Origin of the sequence: Rhodococcus sp. AH-ZY2 (assembly GCF_030916465.1) — a bacterium.
Taxonomy (GTDB): domain Bacteria; phylum Actinomycetota; class Actinomycetes; order Mycobacteriales; family Mycobacteriaceae; genus Rhodococcus; species Rhodococcus ruber.
Genome location: NZ_CP126458.1, coordinates 2,114,350 through 2,130,911 on the forward strand (window position 1 = coordinate 2,114,350; position 16,562 = coordinate 2,130,911).

14 protein-coding genes are annotated in these 16,562 nt (G+C 72.2%); 12 read left to right on the forward strand and 2 right to left on the reverse strand.

Annotation, left to right across the window (positions count from 1 at the left end):
• Positions 1–16: 16 nt before the first annotated feature.
• Positions 17–2,821: an aconitate hydratase AcnA gene (gene acnA / locus QNA09_RS10945; protein WP_119699775.1), complete on the reverse strand. Its 2,805-nt coding sequence runs from the start codon at positions 2,819–2,821 to the stop codon at positions 17–19.
• 257 nt (positions 2,822–3,078) lie between these two features.
• On the opposite strand from acnA, the gene QNA09_RS10950 reads away from it, so the two are divergent.
• The 9 genes from QNA09_RS10950 (at position 3,079) to QNA09_RS10990 (ending at position 13,079) form a co-directional block, all read left to right on the forward strand.
• On the forward strand, positions 3,079–3,621 hold the full coding sequence (locus tag QNA09_RS10950; protein WP_040271555.1) for a DUF6676 family protein: 543 nt from the start codon (positions 3,079–3,081) through the stop codon (positions 3,619–3,621).
• 337 nt (positions 3,622–3,958) lie between these two features.
• Positions 3,959–5,869, forward strand: a complete 1,911-nt coding sequence (locus QNA09_RS10955; RefSeq protein WP_119699776.1) for an NlpC/P60 family protein — start codon at positions 3,959–3,961, stop codon at positions 5,867–5,869.
• 148 nt (positions 5,870–6,017) lie between these two features.
• Positions 6,018–7,175 (forward strand): MoxR family ATPase, encoded by a 1,158-nt coding sequence (locus tag QNA09_RS10960; protein ID WP_010595064.1) that lies wholly within the window; start codon positions 6,018–6,020, stop codon positions 7,173–7,175.
• On the forward strand, positions 7,172–8,125 hold the full coding sequence (locus QNA09_RS10965; protein WP_010595063.1) for a DUF58 domain-containing protein: 954 nt from the start codon (positions 7,172–7,174) through the stop codon (positions 8,123–8,125). Before QNA09_RS10960 ends, QNA09_RS10965 begins: the two co-directional genes overlap by 4 nt.
• A complete protein-coding gene (locus tag QNA09_RS10970; protein ID WP_010595062.1) occupies positions 8,122–9,102 on the forward strand; it encodes a VWA domain-containing protein in 981 nt (326 codons plus the stop codon). Before QNA09_RS10965 ends, QNA09_RS10970 begins: the two co-directional genes overlap by 4 nt.
• A gap of 79 nt (positions 9,103–9,181) precedes the next feature.
• The gene (gene fabG1, locus QNA09_RS10975; protein WP_010595061.1) at positions 9,182–9,931 is read left to right on the forward strand and encodes a 3-oxoacyl-ACP reductase FabG1; all 750 of its coding nucleotides are present in this window, start codon (positions 9,182–9,184) and stop codon (positions 9,929–9,931) included.
• A 50-nt stretch (positions 9,932–9,981) separates the two neighbouring features.
• The gene (gene inhA, locus QNA09_RS10980; protein ID WP_017682356.1) at positions 9,982–10,794 is read left to right on the forward strand and encodes an NADH-dependent enoyl-ACP reductase InhA; all 813 of its coding nucleotides are present in this window, start codon (positions 9,982–9,984) and stop codon (positions 10,792–10,794) included.
• A 9-nt stretch (positions 10,795–10,803) separates the two neighbouring features.
• Positions 10,804–11,868, forward strand: a complete 1,065-nt coding sequence (locus QNA09_RS10985; RefSeq protein WP_010595058.1) for a ferrochelatase — start codon at positions 10,804–10,806, stop codon at positions 11,866–11,868.
• Positions 11,869–12,035: 167 nt separating this feature from the next.
• The gene (locus tag QNA09_RS10990) at positions 12,036–13,079 is read left to right on the forward strand and encodes a hypothetical protein (protein ID WP_119699777.1); all 1,044 of its coding nucleotides are present in this window, start codon (positions 12,036–12,038) and stop codon (positions 13,077–13,079) included.
• Here the strand turns inward: QNA09_RS10990 and QNA09_RS10995 are convergent.
• Positions 13,070–13,879, reverse strand: coding sequence for a hypothetical protein (locus QNA09_RS10995; RefSeq protein WP_010595056.1), 810 nt, complete (start codon positions 13,877–13,879; stop codon positions 13,070–13,072). The genes QNA09_RS10990 and QNA09_RS10995 overlap by 10 nt on opposite strands.
• Before the next feature lie 106 nt (positions 13,880–13,985).
• Between QNA09_RS10995 and QNA09_RS11000 the strand changes: the two genes are divergently transcribed.
• The 3 genes from QNA09_RS11000 (at position 13,986) to QNA09_RS11010 (ending at position 16,531) form a co-directional block, all read left to right on the forward strand.
• A complete protein-coding gene (locus QNA09_RS11000) occupies positions 13,986–14,807 on the forward strand; it encodes a DUF3097 domain-containing protein (protein WP_119699778.1) in 822 nt (273 codons plus the stop codon).
• Between the two features lie 62 nt (positions 14,808–14,869).
• Positions 14,870–15,301, forward strand: a complete 432-nt coding sequence (locus QNA09_RS11005; protein ID WP_003934930.1) for an NfeD family protein — start codon at positions 14,870–14,872, stop codon at positions 15,299–15,301.
• Positions 15,302–16,531, forward strand: coding sequence for an SPFH domain-containing protein (locus QNA09_RS11010; protein WP_010595054.1), 1,230 nt, complete (start codon positions 15,302–15,304; stop codon positions 16,529–16,531).
• The last annotated feature ends 31 nt before the right edge of the window (positions 16,532–16,562 follow it).

The following is a 16,562-nucleotide window of genomic DNA, read 5'->3' on the forward strand; positions in this document are numbered from 1 at the left end:
GCCGATCCGGGGGGTGTCAGCCCCGGATCATGTTGCGCAGCACGTACTGCAGGATGCCGCCGTTGCGGTAGTAGTCCGCCTCGCCGGGGGTGTCGATGCGCACGACCGCGTCGAACTCGACCGTGCTGCCGTCCGCCTTGGTGGCGGTGACGTGCACCGTGCGCGGCGTCGTGCCCTGGTTGAGCTCCTCGATGCCCGCGATGTCGAACACCTCGGTGCCGTCGAGTCCGAGCGACTTCGCCGACTCACCCGCGGGGAACTGCAGCGGGATGACGCCCATGCCGATCAGGTTCGACCGGTGGATGCGCTCGAACGACTCGGTGATGACCGCCTTGACACCGAGCAGGCGGGTGCCCTTGGCGGCCCAGTCGCGGGACGAGCCGGAACCGTACTCCTTGCCGCCCAGGACGACCAGCGGGATGCCGGCCTTCTGGTAGTTCTGCGAGGCGTCGTAGATGAACGCCTGCGGAGCACCGTCCTGCGTGAAGTCGCGGGTGTACCCGCCCGAGACCCCGTCGAGCAGCTGGTTCTGCAGGCGGATGTTCGCGAACGTGCCGCGGATCATCACCTCGTGGTTGCCGCGCCGCGACCCGAGCGAGTTGTAGTCCTTGCGCGCGACCCCGTGGGAGTCGAGGTACTGCGCGGCGGGGGTGCCGGGCTTGATCGGGCCGGCCGGGCTGATGTGGTCGGTGGTGACCGAATCGCCGAGCAGGGCCAGCACGCGGGCACCCTTGATGTCGGAGACCGGAGCCGGATCCATCGTCATGCCGTCGAAGTACGGAGCCTTGCGGACGTAGGTCGAGTTCGCGTCCCACGCGAAGGTGTCGCCCTCCGGGGTCTCCAGGTTCTGCCAGCGGTGATCGCCCTTGAAGACATCGGCGTAGGACTTGCGGAACATGTCCTGGCTGATCGCCGACTTGATGGTGTCGTCGATCTCCTGGGCCGACGGCCAGATGTCCTTCAGGAAGACGTCGTTGCCGTCCTGGTCCTGTCCGAGCGGATCGGTCTCGAAGTCGAAGTCCATCGTGCCCGCCAGGGCGTACGCGATGACGAGCGGCGGGGACGCGAGGTAGTTCATCTTCACGTCGGGGGAGATGCGACCCTCGAAGTTGCGGTTACCGGAGAGCACGGCGGTCACCGACAGGTCGTTGTCGTTGACGGCCTTGGAGATCTCCTCCGGCAGCGGCCCGGTGTTGCCGATGCACGTGGTGCAGCCGTAGCCACCGAGGTAGAACCCGAGCTTCTCGAGGTACGGCCACAGCCCGGCCTTCTCGTAGTAGTCGGAGACGACCTGCGAACCGGGTGCCATGTTGGTCTTGACCCACGGCTTCGACGACAGGCCCTTCTCGACGGCGTTGCGGGCGAGCAGCGCGGCGCCGAGCATCACCGACGGGTTCGAGGTGTTGGTGCACGAGGTGATGCCCGCGACGACGACGGCGCCGTGGTCGAGCACGAACTCGCCACGTTCCTCGGAGACGACCCGCACCGGCTTGGTGGGCCGGCCGTCCGCGCCGTTGGCGGCGGACTGGACGTTGACGGCACCGTCGTCGGCGAAGGACAGCGCGACCGGGTCGGACGCCGGGAAGGACTCCTCGACGGCCTCGTCGAGCTGGGTGTGCTCGACGGGGTGCTGCTCCTCGACGTAGTTGTGGATGTCCTTGCGGAAGGCGGTCTTCGACTCGGTGAGCGGGATGCGGTCCTGCGGGCGCTTCGGGCCGGCGATGGACGGGACCACGGTGCTCAGGTCCAGCTCGAGGTACTCGGAGTAGGCGGGCTCCTTGTCCGCGTCGTGCCACATGCCCTGCTCCTTGGCGTACGCCTCGACGAGCGCGAGCTGCTCGTCGCTGCGGCCGGTCAGGCGCAGGTAGTTGATGGTCTCGCCGTCGATCGGGAAGATCGCGGCGGTGGATCCGAACTCGGGGCTCATGTTGCCCAGGGTGGCGCGGTTGGCCAGCGGCACCTCGGCGACGCCCGCGCCGTAGAACTCGACGAACTTGCCGACGACGCCGTGCTTGCGGAGCATGTCGGTGACCGTGAGGACGACGTCGGTGGCGGTCACGCCCGGCCGGATCTCGCCGGTCAGCTTGAAGCCGACCACGCGCGGGATGAGCATCGAGACCGGCTGGCCGAGCATCGCGGCCTCGGCCTCGATGCCGCCGACGCCCCAGCCGAGCACGCCGAGGCCGTTGACCATCGTGGTGTGCGAGTCGGTGCCGACGCAGGTGTCGGGGTAGGCCTGGCCGTTGCGCACCATCACGGTGGGGGCCAGGTACTCGATGTTGACCTGGTGCACGATGCCCATGCCCGGGGGAACGACCTTGAAGTCGTCGAAGGCGCCCTGGCCCCAGCGCAGGAACTGGTAGCGCTCGCCGTTGCGCTCGTACTCGAGGTCGACGTTGCGCTCGAGGGCGTCGGCGCGGCCGAAGACGTCGAGAATGACCGAGTGGTCGATGACCATGTCGGCGGGGGAGAGCGGGTTGACCTTGTTCGGGTCGCCGCCGAGGGTGGTGACGGCCTCACGCATGGTGGCGAGGTCGACCACGCAGGGCACGCCGGTGAAGTCCTGCATGATCACCCGGGCGGGAGTGAACTGGATCTCGACGCTCGGCTCGGCCGACGGATCCCAGTTCGCGAGGGCGCGGATGTGATCGGCGGTGATGTTCGCACCGTCTTCGGTGCGCAGCAGGTTCTCGGCGAGAACCTTCAGTGCATAGGGCAGCTTCTCGGTGCCGGGAACGGCCGAGAGGCGGAAGATCTCGTACGAGTTCTCTCCGACCTCCAGCGTCCCCTTGGCGCCGAACGAATCAATACTGGTGCTCACGTCAGCTCCACTCGTCGATGAGGCTCGCCGCCGACGGGGCTGTGTCGACGGCCGAAGCGAGGCTCCGCAGCCGGGCCGGGCCGCAGAACAGGGCCGGACGGCGTCGGAGGCGTCTCGCGGCAAGTCTAACAGTACGCTTGTCCTGTGAAGCGGTGGGACGGAACCGCCGATCCGGCGTCCGGCCGCCGCGATCGCCTCGTCGCGTAGGGTACGAACGGCGCCGCACGAGCGGTGGCCGTCGAGTACCACGGAGAGAGATGTCTGCGCCCCTGCCACGTGTCCTGACGCCGTCGGCCACCGACCTCCCGCCGGGCGTCTCGCTCGAGCAGGTCCTCGCCGAGCTCGCCGACGACCAGGTCTCGGCACCCCCGGAGCGCGTCGACGATCTCGTCGCCGTCGTCGAACGCGCGCAGCAGCACGGGATCGACCTGAGCATCGTCGTGCTCGACCGCGATCCGCGTCTCGATTCGCAGCTGCGCGACCTCGCCACGGACGTCGCCGGCGAGGACGGCGGCACCGTGCTCGTGCTCAGCCCCGGCTGGGTGGGCGCGCACAGCGACAGCATCGATCGGGTGGTTCTCGAGTCCGCGCAGGACCGTACCTACACCGGCGACCCGGTCGTCTCGGCGTCGAATTTCGTCGACGCTCTCACCGAGCCCGCGCCGCCCTGGACGTTGCTCACGCTGCTGCTGCTGCTCGCGGTCGCGGGCGCGGCCGGGGCCACGTATCTCGCCAAGGCGGTCCGTCGCCGTCACGACACCGACACGACGACGGCGGCCGCCGACCGGATCCCGCGCTGACGCGACGGAGAATTTTCGCCCCCGACTGTGGCCGTCGTCACAGCTCAGGCCGTTGACACAGGTCTCAGTACGCTTCCGTCTTCTGTGACTGGAGTTTCCTCGGGGTGCGAAGTGTCGTACGGTGCACTTGGCGCTCTTGGGGAAGGGGTGTCACACATACCCGGTGCCGGGTTGCGGTGCGAACCGTGAGTCGACGCCGGGCCGTCGAGCGGTGCAACCGCGGCCTCGTCCGCGGTGGATCGCTGCTGCACCGACCCCTTTCCCGGTTGCGCTCGGGTGCGTCCCGCCGGCGCGACCGAGGGAGGGCGATGTGAGGCGTAGCGGAATACGGCAGGCGATGTCCCGGCAGTCGTCGCGGACGCCCCGAAGACGCCGGTTGCCCCGCACGGCGCGGCTGGTCCTCGGCATCGGCCTGGCCGCCTCGCTGATCGCCGGCACTGCCGCGTCCGCCGGGGCGGTCCCGCCCCCGCCACCCAATCCGAGCGATGCCGATCTCGCGGCCGCCGGGGGTGCCGTCGCCGCCGGGCTGGACCAGGTGGGCGGTCTCATCCTCCGCATCGCCGCAGCCGACCAGCACCTCGCCGAACTCGAGAACCAGGTGGCGATCAAACGGGAGAACGTCAACCGCGCCCTGGTCGACCTGCAGTCCGCCCGCGACGCCGCCGACGCCGCCGCCCACGCCGTCACCCTGTCGCAGCAGGCGCTGAAGGACGCGGGCACCCGGATCCGGCAGGCCCAGCAGGACTTCGACGCCTTCGCCCGCGACAGCTACGTCCAGGGCACCAATGTCGCCTCGCTCGCCTCGTTCATCGGCTCCACCGGGCCCGACGATCTGCTCGACCGCGCCCAGATCATGCGTTTGCTCTCCGCGGGCCGCACCGCCGTCCTCGACGCGCTCGAACGTGCCCGCACCGAGCAGGCCAACCGGGACTCGCGAGCGCGCGCCAGCAAGCAGGAAGCGGACGCCGCCGCCGCGGCGGCGGAGGAACGTCGTGCCGCCGCCGAGGCCGCCATCAGCGAGGCGCGCACCGCGCTGGCCGCGCAGACGGCCGAGAAGCAACGCATCGAACAGGACCGCGCACAGGCGCAGGCCGAACTCGACCGGGCCCGCGGCACCGTCACCGGACTCGAGGGTCAGCGCGCGCAGTATGCGGAGTGGGATCGGCAGCGGCAGGCCGAGGAGGCCGCGACGGCGGCGGCCGAGGCTGCCGCGCGGCAGGCGGCGGCCGACGCCGCCCGGCGCGTCGCCGCCGACGCCGACGCCAATGCCCGCGCGGCCGAGTTGGCCAACGGGCAGCGCCCCCACACCCAGATCGACGGCTACGTGCGGCCCCAGGCCGCGGCCGCCGACTCCGGGGAGTCCGAGGTCGGATTCGAGTCGCCGCTGCCGCCGACCTCCGGCACGACCCGGCCTGGGCGCGCCACGTCCGGGCAGGACGGATCGGACGCCGACGAATCCGGTGCCGACGAATCCGGTGCCGACGCATCCGGTGCCGACGGATCCGGCGCGGACGGGTCGGGTACGGGCGGGTCCGATACCGATGGTGCGGGCAGCGACGGCTCGGGCACCGACGATTCGGGCAGCGACGGCTCGGGCAGCGACGGCTCGGGCAGCGACGGCTCGGGCAGCGATGGTGCGGGCACCGACGGCTCGGGCACCGGCGGCTCGGGCGACTCGTCGACCGACGGCAGCGACGAGTCCGGCTCCGAGGACGCGACGAGTCCCGACCGCGCCGACCCGGTGGTGGAGGAGGACACCACCACCACTCCGCCCACCCGCAGCCGGCCCCGGACCAGCCCCGAGCGGGGCTCGACCCTCACCGGCGCGGCCGCCGTCGAGACGGTGATCGACCGGGCGATGTCCCAGATCGGGGTGCCTTACGCGTGGGGCGGTGGCGACGAGAACGGTCCGACCCTCGGCATCCGCGACGGCGGCGTCGCGGACAGCTACGGCGACTACAACAAGGTCGGCTTCGACTGCTCCGGGCTGATGATCTACGCGTTCGCCGGGATCGGGATCTCGCTGCCGCACTACACCGGCTACCAGTACACCGCCGGCGAGCAGGTGCCGTCGGCTCAGATGCGCCGCGGCGACATGATCTTCTACGGCCCGAACGCCAGCCAGCACGTGGGCCTGTACCTGGGCGACGGGCAGATGATCGAAGCCCCGCAGTCGGGTTCGCACGTGAAGATCTCACCGGTACGCTGGGACGGCATGACCCCGTACGTGGTACGGATGGTGTCCTGACACACTGCTCCCACCCGGCCGGAGGAGGCTCGTCCGACACCGGTGACCGCGGGCACCGGCTCGGCGACGGCGCCGACGTCCGCCACCTGGAATAGTGGTGTGGGTAGGTGACTTCCAGCAGCAACGAGGCGAAAGCGGTGGATTCTTGGTGACCTCACGCGAGGGTGGCACGTCGGGCACGGCAACGTCGGACGCGAAGACCGCCGCGTCCGCCCCGACCGGGGAGGCGGGCCGCACGTCGGACCAGGCACACGATGTGCGGCTGCTCGAACAGGCCATCTACGAGGTCAAACGGGTGATCGTCGGTCAGGACCGGCTCGTCGAGCGGATGCTCGTCGGCGTCCTCGCCCGCGGCCATGTGCTGCTCGAGGGAGTCCCCGGCGTGGCGAAGACCCTCGCCGTCGAGACGTTCGCCAAGGTCGTCGGCGGATCGTTCTCGCGGGTGCAGTTCACCCCCGACCTCGTGCCGACCGACCTCGTCGGCACCCGCATCTACCGGCAGGGCCGCGAAGCCTTCGACACCGAACTCGGCCCCGTCGTGGCGAACTTCGTGCTCGCCGACGAGATCAACCGTGCCCCGGCGAAGGTGCAGTCCGCCCTGCTCGAGGTGATGGCCGAACGGCACGTCACGATCGGTGGCCGGACCTTCCCCATGCCGGACCCGTTCCTGGTGATGGCCACCCAGAACCCGATCGAGAACGAGGGCGTGTATCCGCTGCCGGAGGCGCAGCGCGACCGGTTCCTGTTCAAGGTCCTCGTCGACTACCCCACGGTGGAGGAGGAACGCGAGATCGTCTACCGCATGGGGGTGGCGGCACCCGAACCCAAGCAGATCCTCGACAGCGACGAGTTGATCCGCCTGCAGCAGGTCGCCAACCGCGTGTTCGTCCACCACGCCCTCGTCGACTACGTGGTGCGGGTCATCTTCGCCACCCGCGCTCCCGGCGAGATCGGTCTCACCGAGGTCGACGGCTGGATCGCCTACGGAGCGTCCCCGCGGGCGACGCTCGGCATCATCTCCGCCGCGCGGGCCCTGGCGCTGCTGCGCGGCCGCGACTACGTCGTGCCCCAGGACGTCGTCGACGTCATCCCGGACGTGCTGCGGCACCGGCTGGTGCTGTCCTACGACGCCCTCGCCGACGACGTCTCGCCCGACCAGATCATCGCCCGCATCCTGCAGACCGTCGGCATGCCGCAGGTGGCCCCGCAGGCCGAACCGCCCGTCCCCGCCCCGGCGCCGGTCGGGGTCGCGGCCGCGCCGGCGGCAGGGATGCCCGGGCCGGAGGCCGGTGCGGGGCAGCGGTGAGCCGACGCCCCCCGGTCACTCCGCCGACCTTCCGTTCCGGCGAGCTGCGTGACCCCGCCCTGACTGCGGCGCTGCGAACCCTCGAGCTGACGGTGCGGCGCCGCCTCGACGGCGTGCTGCACGGCGACCACCTCGGACTCATCCCGGGCCCCGGCTCCGAGCCCGGCGACGCCCGCGAGTACCAGCCCGGCGACGACGTGCGCCAGATGGACTGGTCCGTCACCGCTCGCACCACCCACCCGCACGTGCGGCAGACCGTCGCCGACCGCGAGCTCGAGACGTGGCTGGCGATCGACCTCTCGCCCAGTCTCGACTTCGGCACCGGGGTCTGTGAGAAGCGGGACCTCGCCGTGGCCGCCGCCGCCGCGGTCGGCTACCTCGCCGGCGGCGGCGGCAACCGGATCGGCGCGGTGGTCGGGACGGGGGCGCACACCCGCCGCGTGCCCGCCCGCGGCGGCCAGCTGCACACGCAGGCGATGCTCCGCGCCATCGCGACGACCCCGCACGCCCCCGACGGCACCCGCGGGGACCTGCGCGGCCTGATCGAGTCGCTGCGGCGCCCGCAGCGGCGCCGCGGCCTCGTCGTCGTCGTCAGCGACTTCCTCGGCCCCCTCGACTGGGAACGGTCGCTGCGTGCCCTCTCCGGCCGGCACGACCTGCTCGCGGTGGAAGTCCTCGACCGCCGCGATCTCGAACTCCCCGACCTCGGCGACGTCGTGCTGCACGACCCCGAAACCGGGCGCACCCGCGAGTTCACCACCACCGAGCAGCTGCGCGCCGACTACGCGCGCGCCGCCACCGAACACCGCGACGCCGTCCGCCGGGCGGTCCGCAGCTGCGGCGCCCCCCTGCTGAGCCTGCGCACCGACCGCAACTGGATCGACGACGTGGTCCGGTTCGTCGCCGCCCGCCGCCACAGCTTCGGCGCGCCCGTGAAGGGGGCCCGGTGAGCATCTCCGACTTCACCGCGCCGTGGTGGCTGCTGTTCCTGGCCGTCGTCCTCGCCCTCGCCGCCGGGTACGTGGCGGTGCAGCGCCGCCGCATGCGGCACACGCTGCGGTTCACCAACTTCGAACTGCTCGAGAAGGTGGCGCCGCAGCGGCCCGGCCGCAGCCGGCACGTCCCGGTCGCGTTGCTGCTGGCCGGTCTCGCGTTGCTCACCGTCGCCGCGGCCGGGCCCACCGCCGAACAGCGGGTCCCGCGCAACCGCGCCACCGTCGTCCTGGTGATCGACGTGTCCTTGTCGATGCAGGCCACCGACGTCGAGCCGACCCGTCTGGCCGCCGCGCAGGCGGCCGCCAAGTCCTTCGCCGACGACCTGACACCCGGCATCAATCTCGGCCTGGTGGCGTTCTCCGGCACCGCGTCGGTGCTCGTCTCGCCCACCACCAACCGGGAGGCCACCAAGACCGCGATCGACAACCTGCAGCTGAGCGAACGCACCGCCACCGGCGAGGCGATCTTCACGGCCCTGCAGTCCGTCGACACCCTCGCCGCGGTGCTCGGCGGCGGCGACCAGGCACCCCCGGCCCGGATCGTGCTGCTCTCGGACGGCAAGCAGACCGTCCCGGAGAGCCCCGACGACCCACGCGGGGGATTCACCGCCGCCCGGCAGGCCGCGGACAAGGACGTGCCCGTCTCGACGATCTCCTTCGGCACCGAGTACGGCACCGTCTCGATCGAGAACGAACGCATCCCGGTTCCGGTGGACGACCCGTCCCTCAAGGAGATCGCAAATCTCTCCGGCGGCACCTTCTTCACCGCATCGAACCTGCAGGAACTCGAGGACGCCTACAACACCCTCGAGGAACAGATCGGGTACGAGACCACCCGCGGGGACGCCAGCCGCCCCTGGCTGATCCTCGGCGTCCTCGCCGTCACCGGTGGGGTCGGCGCCGCCCTGCTGCTGCGCCAACGCCTGCCCTGACCTGCGTAGCAGCCGGTCCGCCCGCCGCTCGGGGCGCCTTGTTACCGACCCGTACCGCCACCAGATAGGGTTTGACCCCATGACTGACGCAAGCAGCCCCGCCGGATCGCCGCGCCCCGCGGCCACCCCCCGCTCGGTTCTCGTCACCGGTGGCAACCGTGGCATCGGCCTCGCCGTCGCCCGCCGCCTGCAGGCGGACGGCCACAGGGTCGCCGTCACCCACCGCGGCTCCGGCGCCCCGGACGGGCTGTTCGCCGTCCGCTGCGACGTCACCGACAGCGACTCCGTCGACGCCGCGTTCAAGGAGGTCGAAGAGCACCAGGGACCGGTCGAGGTTCTGGTCGCGAACGCCGGCATCACCGACGACACGCTGCTGATGCGGATGACGGAGGACCAGTTCACGAAGGTCGTCGACGCCAACCTCACCGGTGCGTTCCGGTGCGCGAAGCGCGCCAACCGCGCGATGCTGCGAGGGCGCTGGGGCCGGATGATCTTCCTCGGCTCGGTCGTCGGCATGGCCGGTCAGGCGGGGCAGATCAACTACGCGTCCTCGAAGGCCGGCGTCATCGGCCTGGCCCGCTCGGTGACCCGCGAACTCGGCTCGCGGTCGATCACGGCCAACGTCGTCGCGCCCGGCTTCATCGAGACGGACATGACCGCCGAACTCTCCGACGACGTCCGCGACACCGCGAAGAAGTTCATCCCGCTGCAGCGTCTCGGCAGACCCGAGGACGTCGCCGCCGTCGTCAGCTTCCTCGCGTCCGACGACTCCGCGTACGTCTCCGGCGCGGTCATCCCCGTCGACGGCGGCCTCGGCATGGGCCACTGACACCGGCGCACGCCACCACATCCGAAACTCACTGGAGGACCGACACACTCATGGGCGGACTGCTCGAGGGCAAGACCATTCTCGTCACCGGCATCATCACCGACGCCTCCATCGCCTTCCACACCGCGAAGGTCGCGCAGGAACAGGGCGCGAAGGTGATCATCACCGGCTTCGACCGGCTGCGCCTGATCGACCGCATCGCGCAGCGGCTGCCGCAGCCGGTGCCGCCGGCCCTCGAACTCGACGTGCAGAACACCGAGCATCTCGCCACCCTCGCCGACCGGGTGCGCGAACTCGCCCCCGACGGCCTCGACGGCGTGGTGCATTCGATCGGGTTCGCGCCCCGCTCCTGCCTCGGCAGCCCGTTCCTCGACGCGCCGTGGACCGACGTCGCCGTCGCCCTCGAAGTGTCCGCCTACTCCTACGCCGCACTGGCCAAGGCGCTGCTGCCCGTTCTCAGCGACGGTGCGTCCCTGGTCGGCATGGACTTCGACCCGGCCCGGGCCGTGCCCTTCTACAACTGGATGGGCGTGTCCAAGGCCACCCTCGAGTCCGTCAACCGCTACGTCGCCAAGGAGGTCGGCGGCCGCGGCATCCGTTCCAACCTCGTCGCCGCCGGGCCGATCAAGACCCTCGCCGCCAAGGCCATCGCCGGCGACGCCACCGGTCCCGGGGCGGAGATGAACCGGCTCAACGAGGGCTGGTCCGCGGCTGCCCCGATCGGCTGGGACGTCGAGGATCCGACGCCCGTCGCCAAGACCGTGTGCACGGTGCTCTCGGATTGGCTGCCCGGCACCACCGGGTCGATCGTCTACGTCGACGGGGGCTTCCATTCCCAGGTCGGCTTCGGTGCCGGCGCCTAGGGTCGAGCCATGACCCGTACCCCCGAGCCGTACGACGCGCTGCTGGTGCTCTCGTTCGGCGGCCCGGAAGGGCCGGACGACGTGCGCCCGTTCCTCGAGAACGTCACCCGCGGGCGGGGGGTGCCACCCGAACGCCTCGACGAGGTCGCCGAGCACTACCTGCACTTCGGCGGTGTGTCCCCGATCAACGCCCTCAACCGCGACCTCATCGCGCGTCTCGAGGTGGATTTCGCCGCCGCCGGGCTGGACCTGCCGATCTACTTCGGCAACCGCAACTGGCACCCGATGATCGAGGACACCGTCGCGGCCATGCGCGGCGACGGGGTGCGCAACGCCCTGGTGTTCCCGACCTCGGCCTGGGGTGGCTATTCGGGGTGCCGGCAGTATCACGAGGACATCGCCCGCGCCCGCGCCGCCGTCGGCGACGACGCGCCCGCGCTGACCAAGCTGCGGCACTTCTACGATCATCCGCTCTTCCTCGCCGCCGTCGCCGACGCCGTCGCCGCGGCCCGGGCCCAGCTGCCCGCCGACCGTCGCGACGCGGCGCGCCTGGTGTTCACCGCGCACTCGGTGCCCACCGCCGCCGACGCCACCGGTGGCCCCCCCGATCTGGGTGGGCACCTCTACAGCCGGCAGGTCGCCGAGGCGGCCCGCCTGGTCGCCACCGCCACCGGCACCGGCGACCACGACCTGGTGTGGCAGTCCCGGTCCGGACCCCCGCAGGTGCCGTGGCTCGAGCCGGACATCGTCGACCACCTCGACGCTCTGCACGCCCGCGGCATCGACGCGGTCGTCGTCGTGCCGGTCGGATTCGTCTCCGACCACCTCGAGGTCGTCTGGGATCTCGACACCGAGGCGCGCGACCGGGCCGCGGAACTCGGCATGGCATTCGTCCGCGCCGCCACCGCCGGCACCGACCCGCGGTTCGTGCAGATGGTGCGTGAGCTGGTGCGCGAACGCCTCGACGGTGCCGCCCCCGTGCGGCGCGGCACCGAACCGCTGCTCGGCGTCGGGTGCAACGGTGAGCTCTGCGCCCCCGAATGCTGCCGGCCCCCGGCACGGCCGCGCCGCTGACCGGGCGGGCCCGGCCCGCGGGCCCGGCGTGCGGGCTCCGGCCGACAGCCACCACCTGCCGCGCCGGGTCGACTCGCCGACCGTGCTGCCCGGTGCCCCGAGCCGGACGGGCAGGCGGTCGCGCCGATATCGGGCTCGGCCGCCACGACCCGGGGGAAGATGTCGGCATGACCGTCGACGACGCCGCCCTCACCCGCGTCGAGGTCTTCCTCGTCGCCACCGTCGCGACCGTGCTCGTCACCCGCGGCTACCTCGCCGCGACCGGCTATCCGCAGATCGGCGGCGGCACCCTGCACATCGCGCACGTGCTGTGGGGTGGGCTGCTCATGGCCGTCGCCCTCGTCGGCGCCCTGATCCGGCACGGCAGCCGGGTGCGGATGCGCGCCGCGCTGCTCGGGGGGATCGGCTTCGGGCTGTTCCTCGACGAGGTCGGCAAGTTCCTCAGCACCGACGTCGACTACTTCTTCCGGCCCGCCGTGGCCGTGATGTACGTGGTGCTCGTCGCGTTCTACCTCGGTGCCCGCGTGGCACTGGCGCGGCGCGGCCCGACCGACCGGCAGCGCCTCGCCGTCGGTCTCGAGGCGCTGACCGATCTCGTGCTCGGCCGGCTCGACGAGCTCGGGCGCCGCCGCGCGCTGGACGTCCTGGCAGGGGTTCAGGATCCGGCGCAGCGTAAGCTGGCCGGCTCGGTACGGGCCGCGCTGGCCGCGCCGGTCGCGGCGACGACCGGATTCGACGGGCGCATCGCCGCGGCCCGGGACCGGATCGAGCATCGGGTCACGGCCTGGGCGGCGACCGCCGCGGCCCGCCGGCTCGTGCTGGTGGTGTTCGCCGTGCACGCCGCCCACACCCTCGTCGGACTGGCGATCGTACTGGCCGGGTCGGGGTGGGAGGCCGAGGACGCCGGCATCTCCGAGATCGGCGCCGAACTCTCCGGTGCCGTGAGCGCCGTGCTGATCGTGGCCGGACTCTGGCAGCTCGCGCGGCACCGCGATCTGTCCGCGCTGCGGCTGCTGTACGCCTCCGTCGCGGTGAACCTGCTCGTCACCCAGGTGTTCCTGTTCGACCTGCGCCAGTTCGGCGCGCTGGCCGGGTTCGCGGTGTCGTTGCTGCTGCTGATCGTGGTGCGGGCGGCGATCCGGACGGAGAAGAGCGCCATCGTGCCGGGGGACGTCCCGGGCGGGGTGTCGCCGGCAGTGCGTCAGGCGTGATGGCCGGCCCGGACCGTGGCCGCCACCGCCCCGAGGCGGGCGGCGCGCACGGCGGCCCACAGCGGGCGCAGCGCCTGCTCCCGCGCCGCCTGCCCGGTGGCCGAGGCCGCGTCCGGTTCCGCGCCGCGGCCGGCGACGGTGAGGATCGCCGCGACCTGATCGGCCGAGTCGAGGATGCGGGCGGCGCGTTCGGGCATCGACTCCGGATAGCGGTGCCGCGCATGCTCGGCGATCTCGGCTGCGATCTGCTCCCGGGGATCGGCGGCGCGGCCGCCGGCGCCCACGGTCAGCACCCCGCCCACCCTGGTCGCGGCCTCCCGCACCGCCTCGCGCATGGCGAACTCGGCCTCCCCGAGGCCGGGCTCGGCGGGCGGCTCGGGCACCGCCGGGACCGCGAACAGGGTCCAGCGCAGCACGTCCGGGCCCTCCACGGAGGGGACGAAGCCGAGACCGGGTGTTCCGGGTGCGCCCGCGAGCACCGCCTCGCCGGCCGCGACCGCGGCGCGGGCCAGCGCGGTGCCCGGGGGCAGGCCGCGCACGTCGCCGGGGGCGGGCAGCACCAGCCGGATCCCGTCCGCGCCGGCCGGGTCGGCCCGGCGCAGCGCGGTGAGCAGCACGGCGGCGCCGTCGACGGGGGAGCGTGCGGGCACGCCGGAGACGTCGCCGGCGGGCTCGTCGTGGGAGACCACCAGGTGCAGCGGCGCCCAGGCGTGCAGGGCGTCGAGGACGTCGTCGGGCGCGGCGTGTCCGGCCAGCCAGGAACCGGCCCACACCGTCAGGGTCTGACCGGGGGAACTCACGGTTTCCGAGCATAGGCGCCGTCCCGACGGCGCAGTCACGACCGTCGGCGTGCCCTCCCGCGGCTGCGGCCGCGGCGGCCCTAACGTGGCGCGGGTGAGTCCCGACATGTACGGCGGCGACATCTTCGCCGGCCATCCGCGCGCCCGTAGACCCGCAGTTCCCGAGGTGGCTGCCGAGAAGGACCTCGTGGTCGAGGACGCCGCGTCCGGGTGGTGCGGTGCGGTCGTCGGCTTCGAGCACACCTACGACGGCGACTTCGTCCGGCTCGAGGACGCCGCGCGGCGCACCCGGTTGTTCGCGCTGCGTCCGGCGGCGTTCCTCCTCGACGGCCGCCCGGTGACCCTGGTGCGGCCCACGCCGCGCCCCGCGGCGGCCGGCGCCGCCCGGTCCGCGTCCGGGTCGACGAAGGTCGCCGGGCTGCGGGCGCGGGTCGCGCGCGGAAGCCGGATCTGGGTGGAGGGGGTGCACGACGCCGCCCTGGTGGAACGGGTGTGGGGGCACGATCTGCGTGTCGAGGGTGTCGTGGTCGAACAGCTCGAGGGTCTCGACAACCTGGGGGAGCGGCTCGCCGGGTTCGCCCCCGGTCCCGGTCGCCGGGTGGGGGTGCTCGCCGACCACCTCGTCGCCGGTTCCAAGGAGGAGCGGCTGACCGCGAATCTGGGGCCGCACGTGCTCGTCACCGGGCATCCGTTCGTCGACGTGTGGCAGGCGGTGCGGCCGAAGGCGCTGGGCATCGAGGCGTGGCCGACGATTCCGCGTGGACAGGACTGGAAGACCGGGGTGTGCCGGGCACTGGGGTGGGGCAGCCCGCAGGACGGGTGGCGTCGCGTCTATTCGGCGGTGTCGAGCTTCCGCGATCTCGAGGCGCCGCTGATCGGGGCGGTCGAGCAGCTCGTCGATTTCGTCACCGAGCCCGCCGGGGACTGACGGCACCGCGGCCCTGGCCTGCGGTTCCACCCGGGATGTCCGATTTGTGGTTGGATGGCGTCGTGTCGGCATTGATTTGGCTGATCGCCGGGCTGGTGCTCGCCGCCGCGGAGGCGTTGACGGGCGATTTCGTCCTGCTGATGCTCGGTGCGGCCGCTCTGGCCACGGCGGGGGTGTCCGCTGCGACGGACCTGCCGGTGTGGGCCGACGCGTTGGTGTTCGCGGTCTCGTCGCTCGTGCTGCTGGGCGGGGTGCGGCCGGTGCTGCGCCGCCGCTACGCGCTGCCACCGGCGAAGGCGACGAACGTGGACGCCCTGCCGGGCAAGCAGGCGCTGGTGCTCGAGGAGGTGGCCGCGCATTCCGGGCAGGTGAAGCTGGACGGGGAGGTGTGGACGGCGCGTCCGCTCGACGTCACCGAGGTGTACCCGCCCGGCACGACCGTGACCGTGATGCAGATCGACGGCGCGACGGCCGTCGTGTGGAAGGGACCGTAGATGGAAGCGCTGATCGTGCTCGCCGTTGTCGTGGCGTTCGTCGCGCTGGTGGTCGTCAAATCGGTGGCGCTGGTGCCGCAGGCCGAGGCCGCGGTGATCGAGCGGCTGGGCCGGTACTACCGGACGGTGTCGGGTCAGCTGACGTTCCTGGTCCCGTTCGTGGACCGGATCCGGGCCAAGGTGGATCTGCGCGAGCGGGTGGTCTCGTTCCCGCCGCAACCGGTGATCACCCAGGACAACCTCACCCTGAGCATCGACACGGTCGTGTACTTCCAGGTGACGAACCCGCAGGCGGCGGTGTACGAGATCAGCAACTACATCGCGGCGGTGGAGCAGTTGACGGTGACCACGCTGCGCAACGTGGTCGGCGGCATGACCCTGGAGGAGACGCTCACCTCCCGCGACTCGATCAACGGCCAGCTGCGCGGGGTGCTCGACGAGGCGACCGGCCGCTGGGGTCTGCGGGTGGCCCGGGTCGAGCTCAAGAGCATCGATCCGCCTCCGTCGATCCAGGAGTCGATGGAGAAGCAGATGAAGGCGGACCGCGAGAAGCGGGCGATGATCCTCACCGCCGAGGGGCATCGGGAGTCGGCGATCAAGACCGCCGAGGGTGACAAGCAGTCCCGGATCCTGTCGGCCGAGGGTGCCAAGCAGGCGGCCATCCTCGAGGCGGAGGCGGACCGCCAGTCGCGGATCCTGCGCGCTCAGGGTGACCGCGCCGCGAAGTACCTCGAGGCGCAGGGTCAGGCGAAGGCCATCGAGAAGGTGTTCGCGGCGATCAAGTCCGGCCGGCCCACCCCGGAGTTGCTCGCCTACCAGTACCTGCAGACGCTGCCGCAGATGGCGCAGGGCGACGCGAACAAGGTGTGGATGGTGCCGAGCGACTTCGGGGACGCCCTCAAGGGCTTCGCCCGGCATCTCGGCGCGCCGGGCGAGGACGGGGTGTTCCGCTTCGAGCCCAGCCCGGTCGACGAGCGGCTCCCGCGACCGGAGGAGGACACCGACGAGGTGGCCGACTGGTTCTCCACCGCGCGTGATCCGGAGGTCGCGCAGGCCGTCGCCGCCGCGGAGGCCGTCGCCCGCAAACCGGTCGATCCGGCGGTGCACAACCCGACCGGCGCCGAACGCCGGGGCGGGGAGCCCCCGTCGGCGGCGTTGCCGCCGTCCGAGCCGATCACGGGCGGATGGGTGCAGCCGCAGCCCGGGCAACGGCACGGCGAACCCCAGTGACCTGGACCCGGTGACCTGAACCCCGGGACCC

Excerpts from the sequence above, each read along its gene's own strand:
- QNA09_RS10955 (WP_119699776.1), top strand. The coding sequence starts at position 3,959 with ATGTCCCGGCAGTCGTCGCGGACGCCCCGAAGACGCCGGTTGCCCCGC.
- QNA09_RS10985 (WP_010595058.1), top strand. The coding sequence starts at position 10,804 with ATGACCCGTACCCCCGAGCCGTACGACGCGCTGCTGGTGCTCTCGTTC.
- inhA (WP_017682356.1), top strand. The coding sequence starts at position 9,982 with ATGGGCGGACTGCTCGAGGGCAAGACCATTCTCGTCACCGGCATCATC.
- QNA09_RS11010 (WP_010595054.1), top strand. The coding sequence starts at position 15,302 with ATGGAAGCGCTGATCGTGCTCGCCGTTGTCGTGGCGTTCGTCGCGCTG.
- QNA09_RS10990 (WP_119699777.1), top strand. The coding sequence starts at position 12,036 with ATGACCGTCGACGACGCCGCCCTCACCCGCGTCGAGGTCTTCCTCGTC.
- fabG1 (WP_010595061.1), top strand. The coding sequence starts at position 9,182 with ATGACTGACGCAAGCAGCCCCGCCGGATCGCCGCGCCCCGCGGCCACC.
- QNA09_RS11000 (WP_119699778.1), top strand. The coding sequence starts at position 13,986 with ATGTACGGCGGCGACATCTTCGCCGGCCATCCGCGCGCCCGTAGACCC.
- QNA09_RS10950 (WP_040271555.1), top strand. The coding sequence starts at position 3,079 with ATGTCTGCGCCCCTGCCACGTGTCCTGACGCCGTCGGCCACCGACCTC.